Annotated in this window: 15 protein-coding genes; 9 read left to right on the top strand and 6 right to left on the bottom strand. The window is 60.2% G+C overall.

What is annotated here, in order from left to right; genetic code table 11:
* Positions 1 to 23 precede the first annotated feature (23 nt).
* The 3 genes from ptsP to ACP15P_RS16835 all read right to left on the bottom strand — a co-directional run bounded on the left by ptsP (position 24) and on the right by ACP15P_RS16835 (position 4127).
* Positions 24 to 2288 carry a phosphoenolpyruvate--protein phosphotransferase gene (ptsP, locus tag ACP15P_RS16845; RefSeq protein ID WP_424929622.1) on the bottom strand — a complete coding sequence of 755 codons (2265 nt, stop codon included), beginning with the start codon at positions 2286 to 2288 and terminating at the stop codon, positions 24 to 26.
* Positions 2289 to 2311: 23 nt separating this feature from the next.
* On the bottom strand, positions 2312 to 3538 hold the full coding sequence (locus tag ACP15P_RS16840) for an aspartate kinase (protein WP_424929621.1): 1227 nt from the start codon (positions 3536 to 3538) through the stop codon (positions 2312 to 2314).
* A 154-nt stretch (positions 3539 to 3692) separates the two neighbouring features.
* Positions 3693 to 4127: a DUF1178 family protein gene (locus ACP15P_RS16835; protein WP_424929620.1), complete on the bottom strand. Its 435-nt coding sequence runs from the start codon at positions 4125 to 4127 to the stop codon at positions 3693 to 3695.
* Positions 4128 to 4260: 133 nt separating this feature from the next.
* Here ACP15P_RS16835 and ACP15P_RS16830 point away from each other — a divergent pair, with 133 nt between their 5' ends.
* From ACP15P_RS16830 to phoB, 3 genes are all read left to right on the top strand, one after another.
* On the top strand, positions 4261 to 5562 hold the full coding sequence (locus tag ACP15P_RS16830) for a sensor histidine kinase (RefSeq protein WP_424929619.1): 1302 nt from the start codon (positions 4261 to 4263) through the stop codon (positions 5560 to 5562).
* A gap of 211 nt (positions 5563 to 5773) precedes the next feature.
* Positions 5774 to 6472 carry a phosphate signaling complex protein PhoU gene (gene phoU / locus ACP15P_RS16825; protein ID WP_424929618.1) on the top strand — a complete coding sequence of 233 codons (699 nt, stop codon included), beginning with the start codon at positions 5774 to 5776 and terminating at the stop codon, positions 6470 to 6472.
* 22 nt (positions 6473 to 6494) lie between these two features.
* Positions 6495 to 7193, top strand: coding sequence for a phosphate regulon transcriptional regulator PhoB (phoB, locus tag ACP15P_RS16820; protein WP_424929617.1), 699 nt, complete (start codon positions 6495 to 6497; stop codon positions 7191 to 7193).
* A gap of 6 nt (positions 7194 to 7199) precedes the next feature.
* On the opposite strand, the gene ACP15P_RS16815 is transcribed toward phoB, so the two are convergent.
* Complete coding sequence (locus tag ACP15P_RS16815; RefSeq protein ID WP_424929616.1) at positions 7200 to 8594, bottom strand: HD-GYP domain-containing protein; 1395 nt, start codon at positions 8592 to 8594, stop codon at positions 7200 to 7202.
* Between the two features lie 117 nt (positions 8595 to 8711).
* Positions 8712 to 9344, bottom strand: coding sequence for a GcrA family cell cycle regulator (locus tag ACP15P_RS16810; protein WP_424929615.1), 633 nt, complete (start codon positions 9342 to 9344; stop codon positions 8712 to 8714).
* A gap of 410 nt (positions 9345 to 9754) precedes the next feature.
* On the opposite strand from ACP15P_RS16810, the gene ACP15P_RS16805 reads away from it, so the two are divergent.
* Both ACP15P_RS16805 and argF read left to right on the top strand, forming a co-directional pair.
* On the top strand, positions 9755 to 10933 hold the full coding sequence (locus ACP15P_RS16805) for an aspartate aminotransferase family protein (protein WP_424929614.1): 1179 nt from the start codon (positions 9755 to 9757) through the stop codon (positions 10931 to 10933).
* Positions 10930 to 11856, top strand: coding sequence for an ornithine carbamoyltransferase (argF, locus tag ACP15P_RS16800; RefSeq protein WP_424929613.1), 927 nt, complete (start codon positions 10930 to 10932; stop codon positions 11854 to 11856). Before ACP15P_RS16805 ends, argF begins: the two co-directional genes overlap by 4 nt.
* Before the next feature lie 42 nt (positions 11857 to 11898).
* Here the strand turns inward: argF and ACP15P_RS16795 are convergent, their stop codons facing one another.
* Positions 11899 to 13764, bottom strand: coding sequence for a tetratricopeptide repeat-containing sulfotransferase family protein (locus ACP15P_RS16795; RefSeq protein WP_424929612.1), 1866 nt, complete (start codon positions 13762 to 13764; stop codon positions 11899 to 11901).
* A 197-nt stretch (positions 13765 to 13961) separates the two neighbouring features.
* Between ACP15P_RS16795 and ACP15P_RS16790 the strand changes: the two genes are divergently transcribed.
* The 4 genes from ACP15P_RS16790 to yajC all read left to right on the top strand — a co-directional run bounded on the left by ACP15P_RS16790 (position 13962) and on the right by yajC (position 16293).
* Positions 13962 to 14120 carry a hypothetical protein gene (locus ACP15P_RS16790; protein WP_424929611.1) on the top strand — a complete coding sequence of 53 codons (159 nt, stop codon included), beginning with the start codon at positions 13962 to 13964 and terminating at the stop codon, positions 14118 to 14120.
* Positions 14117 to 14704 (top strand): HupE/UreJ family protein, encoded by a 588-nt coding sequence (locus ACP15P_RS16785; RefSeq protein ID WP_424929610.1) that lies wholly within the window; start codon positions 14117 to 14119, stop codon positions 14702 to 14704. The genes ACP15P_RS16790 and ACP15P_RS16785 overlap by 4 nt, the downstream gene beginning before the upstream one ends.
* 173 nt (positions 14705 to 14877) lie before the next feature.
* On the top strand, positions 14878 to 15789 hold the full coding sequence (locus tag ACP15P_RS16780; RefSeq protein WP_424929609.1) for a pirin family protein: 912 nt from the start codon (positions 14878 to 14880) through the stop codon (positions 15787 to 15789).
* A gap of 180 nt (positions 15790 to 15969) precedes the next feature.
* Complete coding sequence (yajC, locus tag ACP15P_RS16775) at positions 15970 to 16293, top strand: preprotein translocase subunit YajC (protein ID WP_424929608.1); 324 nt, start codon at positions 15970 to 15972, stop codon at positions 16291 to 16293.
* Positions 16294 to 16337 lie beyond the last annotated feature (44 nt).

Here is a 16337-nt window from a genome sequence, read left to right as displayed (position 1 = left end):
GCACTCTGAAAGCCGGTCGCGCCCTAGTATCGCACTCCGGAATGGGTCAGCCAGCCTTCAATCGCGTCGCGCGCGCTCTCAGCGCCATCATACCTGGCGCCCTCAATCAGTTCGCGCACCTGCTCAAGTTCGACCTGACGCAGCATCGCCTTGACCGGGCCGATGGAGGCGGGACGCATGGAAAGCGTCCGGAACCCAATTGCGGAAAAAGCCAGCGCCTCAACCGGACGTCCCGCATCCTCACCGCAGAAGGACAGGGGTGTGTCAAATTCTCGGCAGCGCAAAATGATGCGCTCCAGGAAACTCAGATAACTGGTGCTCAGACTGTCATACCGCCGCCGCACAAGCTCGTTTTCACGATCAGCCGCAAAAAAGAACTGCTTGAGGTCGTTGCCGCCCACGGAAATGAAATCCGTGATTTTGAAGAGCTTGTCCGGCGCATAGGCAAGGCTCGGCGTCTCCATCATCGTGCCAATGCGCAGCGTTTCCGGAATCGGGTGTCCCAGAGCGGCTTCCCGGTCAACCTCACGCAGCAACAGGCCCCGGGCGGTCTCGAATTCCGAAAGCTGGGAAATGAACGGGAACATAACCGTCAGTGCCCGGCCATTTGCCCCGCGCAAGAGCGCCTGAAGCTGCATCCGCATCACACCCTGCCGGTCGAGACTGAGCCGGATGGCCCGCCAGCCAAGCGCTGGATTGGGTTCCTCAACGCGGTTCATGTAGGGCAGCACCTTGTCCGACCCGATGTCCAGCGTCCGGAACACCACTGGTTTGTCGCCTGCCGCGTTCAGGATACGGCTGTAAAGTGCGGCCAGGTCGCTGCGGCGTGGCATGTTGGCGCGAATGAGAAACTGAAGTTCGGTGCGGTAAAGCCCGACCCCCGTAGCACCACATTTCGGTAGGCTTGGCAGATCAGCCATCAGTCCCGCATTCATGTGCAGGTCAATGGTGATACCATCGCGACTTTTGGCCGGTTTGTCGCGCAGGGTCGCATATTTCTCCTGCGCCTCCGTGAGCATCTCGATTTTTTCACGAAATGCCTTGGCGACGGTTTCCTCCGGCCGCAGATGCACCAGCCCCTGATCCCCGTCGACCAGAATGTGATCCCCGTTCTGGGCCTCGCGGGTGATGCGACGGGCTTGGATGACCAGTGGAATAGCAAGTGCGCGCGCAACAATAGCCGCATGACTGCCCACTGAACCCTCCTCAAGAACCACACCGGACAGCTTCCGACCGTAATCCAGCAGTTCCGCTGGACCTATATTGCGGGCGACCAGAATGGCGTTCTCCGGAATGTCCCGCCCGGACCCCGCTTCCATTCCGGCAAGCAGGCGCAGCAGACGGTTCGACAGATCGTCCAGATCATGCAGCCGTTCACGGATATAAGCGTCGGCAATGCGCGACATGCGCGCGCGGGTGTCGGACTGTTCCTTCTCAACCGCGACCTCGGCCGCAAGACCGCTTTGGATGGACACCTCCATCCGCCGGATCCAGCCCTTGTTGTTGGCGAACATCTTGTAGGAGTTCAGAACGTCGCGATGCTCACCCTTCGCCGTCAGGTAATCGGCCGACAACATCTCGTCGACCTCGGAGCGGAGCGCATCCAGCGCCTGGTGCAGGCGCCGGGTTTCGTGCTCCGGGTCATCACTGATCGGCTGGCTGACCACGATATGGGGTTCGTGCAGCACAACGACACCCTCGGCCACACCTTCCTGTCCCTGAAGGCCACGGGCGAAAACCGAACCCCGGTGCTGCCTCGCAATCTCCATCGGGCCTGGGCCAACAAAGGCCCCCAGTTCGGCCATCTCGGCGATGACCATGGCCACGACCTCAAGGGCGTAGATCACATCGTCGGAATATTCGTGGTTCTGCCGGTTCTGCACGACCAGAACGCCCAGCACTTCACCAAGCCGCAGGATCGGAACACCGAGGAACGCGGAAAACACTTCCTCACCGGTCGAAGGGATCGGCATGTAGCCGCTGGTATTGGCTGCGTCGGCGGTATTGATCGGCTCTGCCCGGTCGGCAATGCGACCCACGAGGCCCTGACCGCGCCGGAGCCAGGTCCGGTGAACGGAGTCGGCGTTCAGACCCTGTGTCGCACAAAGTTCAAGTGTGTCGTCGTCACGCTTGAGGTAAACCGAGCAGACCTCGGCAACGATGCCGTTCGCGATAAGCTTCACGATACGGTCGAGACGTTCCTGGCCCTGCCCCTGACCCGGCTCGGAAAGAACTTCCCGAAGCCGCGTCAAAATGGTGCGCGAGTCTACAGCCTTGGAGTCAGGCATCCGAAATCTCCGATGGACGGATCCTAGCTGACCCTGTCCAGTTCAAAGGCATCATGCAGTGCCTGAACCGCCAGTTCCAGATATTTACGGTCAATCAGGACCGATACCTTGATTTCCGATGTCGTGATGACCTTGATATTGACTCCATCCTTTGCCAGCGCCTCGAACATGCGGTGGGCAACACCGGCCTGACTGCGCATGCCAACACCGACGATGGACACCTTGGCCACGTCTTCGTCGATTACAATGTCACGGTAATTCACGTCGCCCGAGGATTTGATTTCCTCCAGTGCCGCCTTCGCGCGGGGGATCTCTTCCGTGGGGCAGGAAAACGTCATGTCGGTGCGGTTATCCGCGCCGGTGTTCTGAACGATCATATCCACATTGACCCCGGCCTCGGCGAGGGGGCCAAAAATTGCCGCGGCAATGCCGGGCCGGTCAGCCACGCTGACCACGGTGACTTTTGCCTCGTCCCGCGAATGGGCGATGCCGCTGACTACCCTGCGTTCCACAATTTCCTCCTCGTCACAGACAAGTGTGCCTTCGCTGTCCTCGAAACTGGACCGGACCTGCAGGCGCACCTTGTTGCGCATGGCAAGTTCCACGCTGCGGGTCTGGAGCACTTTCGCGCCCAGACTGGCAAGCTCAAGCATCTCCTCATAGGAGATCCGGTGCAGTTTTCTGGCTTTCTTGGTGATACGGGGGTCAGTGGTATAAACCCCGTCCACATCCGTATAAATATCGCAGCGTTCCGCTTCCAACGCGGCTGCAAACGCCACCGCGCTGGTGTCCGATCCGCCCCGGCCGAGCGTCGTGATGCGGCCCTCGGGGCTGATGCCCTGGAAGCCTGCGATCACCGCGTGAAGGCCCTCACCGAATTTCTGGATCAGGTTGCTGGTCTCGATGGATTCGATCCGCGCGGCACCATGGGTGGAATTCGTGCGCAGCGGCACCTGCCACCCCTGCCAGCTTCGCGCGGGAACGCCCATGTTCTGCAAAGTCAGCGCCATCAGGCCCGCCGTGACATTTTCACCGGAGGAGACCACGGCGTCATACTCACGGGCGTCATAAAGCATTGAGGTTTCGCGCACCCAGCCAACGAGTTCGTTGGTCTTTCCTGACATGGCGGACACGATTACGGCCACATCGTAGCCACGCTCGACCTCCGCTTTGACCCGTCGGGCCGCATTTTCGATACGCTCAAGATCGGCGACGGAAGTGCCGCCGAATTTCATCACCAGCCTGGGCATGGACTAAAGCCCTCATAAGAAACCGCGCCCCTCTTATAGAGCAACGGTGCCTGCCGCAAGACATGGCGCACACAAGCCATCCAAGGGTATGGCCAGTCCCGTTTGTCGAGGGCCGGTGGCTGGCCGGGTGGACCAGATCCAGCACGGCGCGGGGTCAGTTTGCTTTGGAGCGGTACCAGGGAATTGGCGCGACTGGAATGCCGTCATCGACGAGGGCTTTGGCCTCGGAAGGCTTGGCCTCACCAATGATTGATCGGGCCGGTGCCTCGCCGTTATGGATGCGCCGGGCTTCCGCCGCGAATTCCTTCCCGACATTGTCGGATACTGATTCAATTTTCTTGCGCAGTTCCCTCAGCGCCTGCTGAGCCGGGGAGGCGGGTTCCGACAGGCTTGGTGTTTCAGCAGCCGCGCCCTCACCGGATTTTTTCGTCTTAACCTGCGGAGCCATAAGTTCTTTTTCAACATCCGTTCCACCGCATACGGCGCAGGAAACCATGCCTGCGGCTTTCAGACGGTCGAAATCGGCACTCGAACCAAACCAGGATTCGAACTGGTGGTCGTCAGCACAGCGGAGTGAGTAACGGATCATTCTGGCAGTCCACGGGTGTTAAGCTGCGGTATAGATATATGACATAAAAATTAAAACAATACTTCTTCTCCCGCCCATATGTGTCTGTTAGACCGGCCGGAAACCGGCGCGGGACGAGTGGTTTAGAGGCTCAATGGACAAGTGGTTATACATCGTACTGAGCCTTATCGCAGCGTCAGTACTCGCGGCCGTAGCTACCCTGGAGGTTGCACCCCCTCTCATTTTCGTTGCCGCGCTCCTGATCGCCGCGGGTGCCTGGACGTTCGCAGACCGGATGTTTCCCGATGAATCCGGCGCGGAAGAGAATGTCGAAGGCAACTCCGGGGAGGATGAGTCCGAAGGCGACTCCGTCGAACCCGAAACCACCGGTACCTATTTCGCGCCCGGATTTGCCCGCACCCTGATCGAAAACATCCCTGGCCCGGTGATGGCTGTATCGGAAAAAGGTCGTGTCACCTACTACAATGCCGCCGCCGGTCATGAGTTTCCGCAACTCAAAAACGCCAACCATTTCGCCAATGTCATCCGCGCTCCGGCTTTCGTCGCGGCCGTTACCGAGACGCTGAAGGACGGCGTGGCCCGGTCCACGCGGTTCACCACTTTCGATTCCACTGGCAAGCTGTTCCTGGCAAATATTAACCGTACGGACCCCGACGAGGAAAGCGACTTCGGGACCCAGGCCGTCATCCAGCTTGAGGACTACACACTCGTTGAGCGGACCGAACGGCAGCGTTCGGATTTCATCGCCAATGCAAGCCACGAACTGCGCACGCCCCTCGCGTCCATCATCGGCTACATTGAGACCCTGCAAAACCACGCCCGTGACGATCCCGAGGCACAGGAACGCTTTCTGGCCATCATGGCGCGTCAGGCCGAGCGGATGCAGCGGCTTGTGGACGATCTGATGTCGCTCGGACGCATCGAGATGAACCAGCACGTCAAGCCGAGAGAGGCGCTCGACCCGATCTCGATCATGTCCGATTGCGCGTCCGCCATGCTGCCCCTCGCGGAGCAGGATGGTGCGAAGATCGAGGTCGATCTCGATCCATTGATGGGGATTGAGGTCATGGGCGACCGCGATCAGCTTTCGCAGGTTTTTACAAACCTGCTCGACAACGCCCTCAAATACGGCGGCGAGGCGTCCCAGGTAAAGGTTTCCTCAGCCATGGGCGCCAGTGGCGGTAAGATCGGCATCACGGTAGCGGATTCCGGACCGGGCATCCCCCGCGACAAAATTCCGCGACTGACCGAGAGGTTCTATCGGGTCAACGTCAACCAGAGCCGAAACCGTGGTGGCACGGGGCTCGGACTGGCCATTGTTAAGCACATTCTGACCAGGCATGGCGGACGGCTTGAAATCGCATCCGAGGAAGGCAGGGGCAGCCGGTTTACCGTCTGGCTTCCGCTTGCCAACCGAAAGGAATCGGCTGCCTGAGAGGCCGCTTTTCGGCGCTTCCGGATTTATACAGTGAATTCAGTGACTTTTGGTGTCACCTAACTGTAACAAAAACGAAATATGTGTGTCTTTCTGTTAATATAGTTGTTTCTGCGGATATATCTGACGGGAACCGCGGCCGAAGGTTGTTTCCGCCGCAGGGGTGGGCAACCGGCGGTCGGGGCCCCTGAAAAAATTGGGATGGGTATAAATGGCACACATCGTTGCCTCATTTGACGAGGACCTGGTACAGGTTCAGGCCAGAATTTCTGAAATGGGCGGATTGGCTGAGGAACTGTTTGCCAAATCGCTGGATTCCGTTCGCAACCGTGACGCGGACCTGGCCCGCGAGGTCATCGCGCGGGACAAGGATCTCGACGATATGGAAATGGACCTGGAGGAGTCGGTTGTAAAAACCATTGCACTCCGCCAGCCGGTTGCAAACGACCTGCGGGTTCTGATTGCGGCCATGAAGATCTCCTCCACGCTTGAACGTATTGGTGACCTGTCCAAAAACATCGCCAAACGCGCCATTCCCCTGTCCTCCGCACGTCCCGTACAACTGACGAGTTCGATCACGCGCATGGGCCGTGAGACCATGAACCAGCTTTCGAAGGCGCTGAACGCCCACGCGTCGCGCGACGTTGATCTGGCGCTCGAGGTCTGGAACCAGGACTACGAGATCGACGAGATGTACAATGCGATCTTCCGTGAGGTCACGACCTACATGGTCGAGGACAGCCGTCTGATTGGCGTTGGCGCCCAGTTGATGTTCATCACGAAAAACCTTGAACGGATCGGCGACCACACAACCCAGATCGCCGAGCTGGTCTACTACATTGTTAAGGGAGAGACGCTGGAAGATCGCCCCAAAGGTGATCCCACCGGTGTCATTTTTGCGGAAAGCTGAATTTTTCAGGAGATAACACCGGATGTGCGCCAAGGTTCTGGTAGTTGAGGACGAGGAGGCGATCAGTCAGCTGCTCGCCTACAACCTCGGTAAGGAGGGGTTTTCCGTTTCGGTTTCGGCCGACGGCGACGAGGTCATGCTCGCTGTTGAGGAGGAAAAACCCGACCTCGTCCTCATGGACTGGATGCTGCCGAACATTTCCGGTGTGGAACTCTGTCGGCGTCTGCGGAAGGGTCAGGATACCCGGGCTATTCCCGTCATCATGATCACCGCGCGTGGTGAGGAGGAGGACCGCGTCCGCGGCCTCGACGTTGGCGCGGATGACTATGTCACCAAGCCGTTTTCCATGACCGAACTCGTGGCCCGCATGCGGGCGGTGCTTCGCCGCACGTCTCCGGCCCTCGCGGGCGATGTGGCCACATTCGCCGACATCGTGCTTGACCGGCAGCAGTGCCGTGTCCATCGCGGCAAACGCGAGGTGCAGCTCGGGCCGACCGAATTCCGTCTGCTGGATGTGCTGATGCAGCGCCCCGGCCGGGTGTTTTCCCGGGAACAGCTTCTCGACCGGGTCTGGGGCCAGGATGTCTACGTGGAAATCCGCACCGTCGATGTCCATGTCGGCCGCCTGCGCAAAGCCCTGAACCGCCGCGGCGACCGCGATCCAATCCGCACCGTTCGCTCATCGGGTTACTCTCTCGACGAGACCTATCGCGGCAACTGACCGCGCTCAGGCCGCCTGCCAGTATTCCGGCATGCGGCCAAGCGCCGCGCGCATGGCATTGACGCAGTCGCCGTCGAAGGCCGTGCCAATATCCTTCTCCAGAATGCCCAACACCTGGGCCATCGGCATCGCCGTCCGATAGGGCCGGTCGGCTGACAGCGCGTCGAAAACATCGGCTACGGTCAGAATGCGCGTCTCAAGACAGATCTCATCGCCCCGCAGGCCATAAGGATACCCGGCGCCGTCCAGCCGTTCGTGATGTGCCCCGGCAATTGGGGCGATGTCGCGGAATACGCTGATCCGCTCCAGAATGCGCTGGGAATGGAACGAGTGCTTCTTCACGGCATCCCACTCGCCACTGTCGAGCTTGCCTGGTTTGTCCAGAATTCGATTGCTGACGGATAGCTTTCCAATGTCGTGGAGCAGCGCGGCCCGTCCAAGCCAGCGGCGATGCTCCTGCGAAAGCCCCATCTCCTCCGCAATCATGTCCGCATAGAGCGCAACCCGCTTGGAGTGATCCGCGGTAAACGGGCTTTTGGCATCGACTACATCCGCGAATGCGGCCGCAATATCGTCAAGCCAGTCCTCATCCACCACGCAACTGTCCTGCATTGGATCCAGTCCCTGGACCCGTTCATCAAGGTCCGGGTCCTTGAGGGAGGCCCAAAATCCAGGCCGCTCCTGCGCCTCTAAAAAGGCATCAACGATAGCGGGCGAAAACCAGGTATCGGAACGGGATCGTACCTCGCTGATTGCGTTCTCCCTACTACCTTGTCCAAACGAAAACACATCCGCCACCTGTGACAGAAGGGCGATTTTGGCGATCTCAGGGATCTCATCGCCCTGAAGCTGACGCGGACTGCCCCAGCCGTCCCAGTGTTCATCAAGGTTGCGTATCCCGTCCTGAACGGCCTGGGAAAAACGCATCCGGGCGGCAATGTCAGCCCCCCGGTGGCAGCGGGCCTCAAAAAGTTCCCGCTTGATGTCATGACCGTTTGAAACCACGTGCAACAGCGTCCGGAATCGCTCACTCAACCCATGACCAACCCCGGTCTGGCTGAACACAAACCGCAATACCGCATTGGTACCGGTCGAGATGGTCTTGTGATTGCGTTTAAACGAAATGTCGTCGGTCAGATACAGCGCACAGATCCGGGCTGCGTTGCTGCTGCATCCAAGATCCTTGAGCAGAAGCGTGTAATACAGATCCGCGAGTTTGGCCCGGTCAAATCCCAGCGCCTCGCCGACCTTCATCCCAATCCAGCAGGACCGCACACTGTGCCCTTCCGGTTGGCCCTCGGTCATGTCGAGCGCATGGCTCAGGGCGCCAATCAGTTCGGAAAGATGCAGGTCGCCGGTACCTGTTCCAGCCTCCCGCACTGCGTATCGTGAAAATGCCATAGTATCCTCCCCAGGAAGGGAGGACCATGTCACGCCATGATTAATGCGGCGTTCCCGACGGTCGCCGGAATCGCCGCGTGGTTAACCAGAGGTTGAGGACGGGGAGTGTCCGGAGCCTCAGCGGCTGCCGCCACCGCCGCCATTGCTGCGCCGGTCGCGCCGGGCCGACATCGGCTGGAACGCGACACCCACATGGGTTTCGCAATAGGGTTTGCCCGGTGTTGTCGGCAGGCCGCAGAACCAGAAATCCTCGGTCGCAGGGTCTCCAACAGGCCATTTGCAGGTACGCTCGGTGAGCTGCATCAGAGTCAGCTTGCGCGATTTCTTTGCCACCTCTGCGAGGTTGGCAATCATTTCCTCGCTCATCTCCGCGCCGGATGGCTGCGGGGGCAGGGGCTGTCCGGGAACGGGACGCGGGCGCGGGATCGGAGCGGCCTGGGGGGCGGCAGCCTGCGGGCGCGGTGGCTCGGGTGCCGGTGCGGGCTTCGCGGCTTTCTCCGCTACGGGCGGTTCCTTGCGCTCGGGCGCAGGTTTGGGCGCGGCTGCTGCGGGCTTGGCTGCCGGAGCGGCCGTTTCCGCCGCAGGCTCCGCCGCCGGGGCGGCATTGCGGTTGGAAAGACCCAGTCGATGTACCTTGCCAATAACGGCATTGCGGGTGACGCCGCCAAGTTCCTTGGCGATCTGACTTGCACTCTTGCCTTCCGCCCACATGTTTTTTAGCGTTTCAACGCGTTCATCGGTCCAGGACATCTATTGCCGCTCCATGGAATTGGGCTGATCAGGGATTGCGACCGGCCGGATCTGGGCCTGGTCAATTGCCCTCTATTTTAAGCTTCCACCGCCCGGATACAAGCACATCCCCCGATTTTGCGTGATTTGAGGTATATTCCAGCCAAATCAGGCCCCAAAACTGTTTCCCAAACGCCTCAACTGTCCCGTTTTCCCTTCGGGCAGTGGTCAGCTTCCCAGCGGTTTTTCTGAACCTGGACGCCAATCCGCACCCGGGACAGCCAGACAAAGCCCGATACTGGCCGCCGCTGCGCATTATGCCCGACCCAAGAATTGACTCGCGTGACGCGTTGATCCAATAAAGTTAACCGCCCCACCAGAGCCGCCGCCGGTGGGGTGTTTCATTTTTGGCGGCAAAAGGAGATGAAAAAGTGATTTCGCCCGTTCTTCCAGCCTATGCCCGGGCTCCACTGTCCTTCGTTGAGGGACAGGGTTCCTGGCTCACTGAAGAAAGCGGGGAGCGCTATCTCGACCTCGGCGCCGGCATTGCCGTCAACGCCCTGGGTCATGCGCATCCCGCCCTCGTGAAGGTTGTTGAGGAACAGGCCCGACGTCTGTGGCACACATCCAACCTTTATCGCGTCCCGAAGCAGGAGGAACTTGCGCAAAAACTGGTAGACCTGACTTTTGCCGACACCGTTTTCTTCGGCAATTCCGGCACCGAGGCGATGGAATGCGCCATCAAGATGGCCCGCATTTATTTCGCCGGCTCCGACACGCCCGAACGCCACCGGCTGATCACCTTTGACGGCTCCTTCCACGGCCGGACCATCGCGGCAATCTCCGCAGTCGGCACCGAGAAGCTGACCAAAGGGTTCGGACCGATGCTGCCGGGTTTCGATCAGGCCTCGTTTGGCGACATCGCGAGTGTAGAGGCGGTGGTCGGCCCCGAAACCGCCGGTGTGATTGTCGAGCCCATACAGGGTGAAGGCGGCATCCGCTCGGCCCCCGAGGGTTTCCTGCGCGACCTGCGGGAACTCTGCGACCGCCATGGCATTCTGCTGATCATGGACGAGATCCAGACCGGCGTGGCCCGTACCGGGAAGCTCTTTGCCCATGAATGGTCCGGCGTAACGCCCGATATCATGACCGTGGCAAAGGGCATCGGCGGTGGCTTCCCGCTGGGCGCGTGCCTCGCGACCGAGGATGCCGCCCGTGGCATGACCGCCGGTACGCACGGCTCGACCTATGGCGGAAACCCGATGGCCTGTGCCGTGGGCTCCGCCGTGATCGACACCGTGTCAAACCCCGAATTTCTCGCTGAGGTTTCGCGCACCGCCGGACGTTTCCGTCAGGGGCTTGAGGCGCTTGTGGCCTCCCACCCTGACGTGTTCGAAAGCGTCCGTGGTGAGGGCCTCATGATTGGCGTTGTTTGCCGTGCGCCGAATATGGACGTCGTCAACGCGGGCTATGGCGAGCATGTGCTGACCGTTCCGGCGGGAGAAAACGTCATGCGTATCCTGCCCCCGCTCAACATCACGGCCGATGAGGTCGATGAGGCCCTGACACGTCTGGATAAAGCCGCAACCGCGGTGGAGACTGCCGCATGAGACATTTCCTTGACCTTCACAAAGTGCCCGCGGACGATCTGCGGGCCATTCTGAACCAGGCCGTCGAAACCAAAACGGCGCGGGCCGGGCAGGGGAAGGGCGCCTGCGACGCCGACGCTCCGCTCACGGACCGCGTCGTTGCTCTGGTGTTCGAAAAACCGTCCACGCGAACCCGTGTAAGCTTCGATCTCGGCGTGCGCCAAATGGGCGGTGAAACAGTCGTCCTCTCAGGCTCGGAAATGCATCTCGGCAAGAGCGAATCCGTCGCCGACACCGCCCGGGTTCTGTCCCGCTTTGTCGACATGATCATGATCCGGACCTTCGAGGATGCCACGCTGCTGGAAATGGCTGAATACGCCACCGTTCCTGTGATCAACGGTCTGACCGACGCAAGCCATCCCTGCCAGATCATGGCTGATGTGATGACCTTTGAGGAACATCGCGGACCAATCGCCGGTAAAACGGTCGCCTGGCTCGGGGACGGCAACAACATGTGTGCCTCGTTCCTGCATGCCGCCGGCCAGCTCGGGTTCGATCTTACGTTCGGTGGTCCCGAGGTCATGGACCCGGACCCTGCAGCTGTAGAGTTCGCCCGCTCAAAGGGCCGCAACGTCCGTATTGAGCGCGACGCGGCCCAGGCCGTGGCCGGCGCGGATCTGGTCGTCACCGATACTTGGATGTCGATGCACGATGCGGCGGAAGCCCGTGAGAAACGGCATGCCCTGCTGCAACCTTACCAGGTCAACGCCGCCCTGATGGCCCAGGCCAAACCGGACACGCTCTTCATGCACTGTCTTCCCGCTCATCGAGGCGAGGAGGTCACGGATGAGGTGATGGATGGCCCGCAATCCGTGATTTTTGACGAGGCCGAAAACCGTCTTCATGCCCAGAAGGCGATCATGCGCTGGTGTGTTGAGGGCTGAGCCGCCCAACGTCGCCTCCCGCGTCGCGCGGGAGGCACACTATCAAACGCCGAGAGCCTCGATAAGCGGTGCCAGGTGCGTCTCATACTTCCGCCAGGCCTCGGAACTGCCGGTGTACATTTTCTTACGCACCTGCGCTAGGCTGGCGGTCTGAACCGCACGTTTGTTGTCCTGGAAGTTCAGAACCTGGTCTTCCCACTCAAGCCCGCAAAATTCGAGAAGCTTGCGGCTCTCCTCCTCCTGGTTCTCGGTGAGCGCCTGATAGTTCAGGTCGTAGACCTGGCCGGGGAACTTCTCATGCCAGAACTTCATCATCTCGACATAACGCTTGTAAAACGTGGCCACGTCCTCAAGATCACAGCCGTAGTTGTTGCCATCATTGGCAAAGTTATGCTTGAACACCGACCAGCAGGTCGCGACCGGATCACGCTGCAGGTTGACCACCCTGGCCCCTGGCAGCGACGAGAGCACGAACCCGGTAAATCGGAAGTTCAGCGGCATTTTGTCGGTCACGACCGGCTCGCCATCCGACAGACGGCTGATGCCGCCCTGATACTCGTCACGCACTTCGCGCATGAGCTGGGCCAGCTCATCCTGGTCCTTCGAACTCAGGATCTGATAAAGTCGCGGTTTCAGCGCGTTGGCCATGAATTCCAGCTCCCCCGCGCCGAACACGGTGGAATGGCTGGAAATGATCTGTTCGCTCAGGGTCGTGCCGGAGCGGGGCATGCCCACAATGAAAATCGACCGCTGGCCCGAACCGCCCTCGGGCTCGGTGTTTGCGATATTCGGGAAATCCGATTTTTCAAAACGTTCGGTGATCTTGTCGATGATCTTCAGATCCGCTTCCAGTTTATAGCCCGAAAATTCGAGCCGCTCATGGTTGCCTTCGTGGATGTGTTTGAACGCAAGATCATGGTCGCCAATGGCTTCAAAGGCTTTGCCCAAAGCAAAGTTCAGGAAGCTGCGTTCGCGCAGTGAATTCTTCGGATCGGCCAGTTTGCGCAGCATGCGGCCAATCAGCGGATCATCGACCTCAAATTTGCGGATATTGGCGAGGTTATACATGATCTGCGCTGAATCCGGCGCGCGTTCGATGCCCCGTTCGTAGCACTCCTGCGCTTCCTTTGACCTGCCCTGGGAGTGCAGGGTCGATGCCAGACCGTTGTAGGACAGGGAATCAAGCGGATCGAGCCTGAGCGCCTCGCGGTACTCGGCCTCGGCCTCTTTTGCCATATTCAGGTTGCGGTAAGCATTCCCGAGATTCGCGTAGGCCCTGGCGAGGCCCGGTTCGATCTTCTTGGCGATGTTGAAGCTGGCAATTGCCTCTTCGCGGCGGCCAAGACCCATCAGGATGTTGCCGATATTGATGTAAAGCTGCGCGTTGTAAGGCTCGTGTTTGATCGCCTCGTGATAGGACAGAAGCGCTTCCTCACGGCGTTTCAGCTCGTTCAGCGCGTTGCCAATATTGACGTGGCACCGGTAGTTCTCCGGCTCCAGTTCCAGTGCGCGCTGCGACGCCGCCAGCGCGTCCTCGAATTCCCTGAGCACAACGCAGACGGAAGCGAGCGAGTTAAACGCGGGGGCGCAATCCGGGTCGGCCTCGGTGGCCTCGCGAAGGCATTTCTTAGCCTGCTCATACTCCTTGGTCCGTATCAGCGAGTTGCCCCGGTTGAGCAGTCCCTGCGCCAGGCTCTTTTTCGGGTTGTTGGCGGGCGTGACGTTTTTGCCGGAAAAATCCGCTTTGGGCGCCATCAGGGATTTCAGCCCCGACTTCGCGCGCTTGTTGTTGGGAAACCGGACAAGAACCCCGCGATAAAGCTCCTCCGCAGCGAGGTATTCCCCTTTCTTCGCAAGTGATTTTGCGCGCTGGAGGGACTGGTCCACGGAGAGTGCTTTGTTCGACATGTTCAGATCTCTTCTGACGTTCCGACAATCCGTCAGGTGTCGGCCTGGCCGCCTCACCCAACGCCGAAAGACCTTATTCAGGTCTCGGTTAACAAATCATTTTGCCGGTTTTCACGGCGAATGCCCGCCATTGGCGCCGAAGGCTTCCGCGCGGGGGCTTGCCATTGCCGGGGCTTGCAGGCTTGCGGGAATTCGGTATGGCTGCGGAAAAACTGACTGTTTTTTGTGCTGGTCGTCGCTTCCTGACAGTTTCACGGCTGAATCGGGTTGCCGATTCCCCGCCGCTGAAGGATGTTGCGGCAACGGCGCGACCCGATCCGGGGCGTCAGGTTGACCAGGAAGGAACCATTACATGAAAAAACTTTTCCCGGCCCTCGTGCTTGCCCTCACCGCTGGACCGGCGTTTGCCCACCTTCCGCCAGGCGAATACGGCTCCGTCGCGTCGGGTTTCACCCATCCGCTGACCGGCCTTGACCACATCCTGGCGATGGTTGCGGTCGGTCTCTGGGCCAGCCTGATCGGCGGTCGTGCCCTGTGGATGGTGCCTCTGGCCTTCGTCGGAGCGATGTTTGCGGGCTTCGGGCTTTCTCTGGCGGGCGTGTCCCTGCCGGTGATCGAGCCAATGATTCTGGCCTCCACCGTGGTTCTTGGCCTCGCCGTCGCAGCCGCCTTCCGCCCGGATGTGCGCATTTGTGCCGCTCTGGTCGGCTTCTTCGCCCTCTTCCACGGCGCGGCTCATGGCGGTGAGCTCGGTCAGGCAACAGCGCTCAAATTCGGATTTGGTTTTGTCGTGGCCACCGCACTTCTCCACGTAGCCGGTATCGCGCTTGGCCTCGGTGCGGAGCGTTTCAGCCGCCGGTTCGGCGCAACCGGTGTCAAAGCCGTGCGTGGCCTCGGCGTTCTGACCGCCGCTCTCGGTCTCAGCCTCGCGGTTGGCTAAACCGTAATAACTTGGGAGCGGCGCAACCGTCGTCGCTCCTCCGTTTCCCCTGACGAAACGGAAAAGCCGCTGATTTTGCGGCGTTCGGGAAACAGTTTGATGCGAAACGCCGGCTTTATGCGCGGTGTCCCGGCATTTATCTCCGGCATGTTCTGGTTGAAAGGAGACCGATCATGTCGTTCAGAGCCGTAAAATCCGAAACAATGGCCCAGCCCACACTTGAAGGTGCCGGCGTACACCTCCATCGGGCATTTGGCTTCAACGAGCCGTCGGAAAGCGATCCCTTTCTGCTGCTCGATGACTTCCGCAATGACGATCCGTCCAAATACGAGGCCGGGTTCCCCTGGCATCCGCACCGCGGAATCGAGACGATCACATATGTGTTGGACGGCGAGGTCGAACACTCCGACAGCCTCGGCAACCGTGGGCTTCTGGGGGCGGGCTCGGTTCAGTGGATGACCGCCGGTTCGGGCATCATGCACCAGGAAATGCCGCGCGGAAACGCGTCCGGCAAAATGCACGGCTTCCAGCTTTGGGCCAACCTGCCATCGTCCCTGAAAATGACCGCTCCGCGCTATCAGGACATCCAGGGCAGCGACATCCCGGTGGTAACCGACGATGACGGCACCAGCGTTCGCGTGGTCGTGGGGTCCTTCTGGGGTCAGAAAGGTCCCGTCGATGGCATCGCGGCCGAGCCCATGTATCTCGACGTCAGCATTCCGCCCAATGTCCGCAAGACCCTGCCGGTGGACACATATGCCTCTGCTTTTGCATATGTTTTCGCCGGATCCGGCTCCTTCCGTGATGCCTCGAACCCCGTGGGTGTGCGGGTGGAGAAGGAGTTCCAGGGCAATGAGCTGAACATCCGTGACCAGTCGGGCAACCGTACGCTTGTGCGCTTCGACACCGGTGACGAGGTCACGGTTCAGGCCGGACCCGAGGGCGTGCGGTTCCTGCTCGTCTCCGGCCGCCCCCTGAAGGAGCCGGTCGCCTGGCACGGACCCATCGTCATGAACACCCGCGATGAACTGCGCCAAGCCATGCGCGAGCTGCAGAACGGCACCTTCATCCGGGCCGAGGGATAAGCCCTTCCAAACGCCCAGGCGGGCCGGGGATCACAGCCCCGAAACCCTGGGCGTTGTTGCCTTGCCATTGGACCGGCCGGGCGTTAGTGTCCGCGCGGTTTTGTGGCGGCCTCTGGCCGTCCAAATGGTTAAAAACGGAATGGGCGTCCATGCCCATGGTCTTCTGGAAGGACAGCGCTCATGTTTGTAACACCTGCCTACGCCCAGGCCGCCGGAGGCGGTGCGGCGGGGATTCTGCAGTTCGTACCGATCATCCTGATTTTCGTGATCATGTATTTCCTCATGATCCGGCCGCAGCAGAAAAAGGTGAAGGAACACCGCGCAATGGTTGAGGCCCTGCGCCGCGGCGATCAGGTCGTAACTTCGGGCGGTCTGCTCGGCAAGGTGACCAAGGTGACCGATGGCAGCGAGATCGAGGTCGAGATCGCCAAGGACGTGCGCGTCCGCATCGTCCGTTCCACGATTGCGCAGGTCGTTTCCAAAACCGAACCCGCGAATACCTGAATCGACCAGGCCTGCCACGTGCAGGCCATGCGTCATGGATGGGA

The sequence above is a fragment of the Amaricoccus tamworthensis genome (assembly GCF_049800875.1).
Taxonomy (GTDB): domain Bacteria; phylum Pseudomonadota; class Alphaproteobacteria; order Rhodobacterales; family Rhodobacteraceae; genus Amaricoccus; species Amaricoccus tamworthensis.
This window is presented reverse-complemented; position numbering and strand designations above follow the sequence as displayed.

What these genes read in the sequence shown, in the direction of transcription:
- ptsP (WP_424929622.1), bottom strand. Translation starts at nt 2,288, where the DNA reads ATGCCTGACTCCAAGGCTGTAGACTCGCGCACCATTTTGACGCGGCTT.
- ACP15P_RS16840 (WP_424929621.1), bottom strand. Translation starts at nt 3,538, where the DNA reads ATGCCCAGGCTGGTGATGAAATTCGGCGGCACTTCCGTCGCCGATCTT.
- ACP15P_RS16835 (WP_424929620.1), bottom strand. Translation starts at nt 4,127, where the DNA reads ATGATCCGTTACTCACTCCGCTGTGCTGACGACCACCAGTTCGAATCC.
- ACP15P_RS16830 (WP_424929619.1), top strand. Translation starts at nt 4,261, where the DNA reads ATGGACAAGTGGTTATACATCGTACTGAGCCTTATCGCAGCGTCAGTA.
- phoU (WP_424929618.1), top strand. Translation starts at nt 5,774, where the DNA reads ATGGCACACATCGTTGCCTCATTTGACGAGGACCTGGTACAGGTTCAG.
- phoB (WP_424929617.1), top strand. Translation starts at nt 6,495, where the DNA reads ATGTGCGCCAAGGTTCTGGTAGTTGAGGACGAGGAGGCGATCAGTCAG.
- ACP15P_RS16815 (WP_424929616.1), bottom strand. Translation starts at nt 8,594, where the DNA reads ATGGCATTTTCACGATACGCAGTGCGGGAGGCTGGAACAGGTACCGGC.
- ACP15P_RS16810 (WP_424929615.1), bottom strand. Translation starts at nt 9,344, where the DNA reads ATGTCCTGGACCGATGAACGCGTTGAAACGCTAAAAAACATGTGGGCG.
- argF (WP_424929613.1), top strand. Translation starts at nt 10,930, where the DNA reads ATGAGACATTTCCTTGACCTTCACAAAGTGCCCGCGGACGATCTGCGG.
- ACP15P_RS16795 (WP_424929612.1), bottom strand. Translation starts at nt 13,764, where the DNA reads ATGTCGAACAAAGCACTCTCCGTGGACCAGTCCCTCCAGCGCGCAAAA.
- ACP15P_RS16790 (WP_424929611.1), top strand. Translation starts at nt 13,962, where the DNA reads ATGGCTGCGGAAAAACTGACTGTTTTTTGTGCTGGTCGTCGCTTCCTG.
- ACP15P_RS16785 (WP_424929610.1), top strand. Translation starts at nt 14,117, where the DNA reads ATGAAAAAACTTTTCCCGGCCCTCGTGCTTGCCCTCACCGCTGGACCG.
- ACP15P_RS16780 (WP_424929609.1), top strand. Translation starts at nt 14,878, where the DNA reads ATGTCGTTCAGAGCCGTAAAATCCGAAACAATGGCCCAGCCCACACTT.
- yajC (WP_424929608.1), top strand. Translation starts at nt 15,970, where the DNA reads ATGTTTGTAACACCTGCCTACGCCCAGGCCGCCGGAGGCGGTGCGGCG.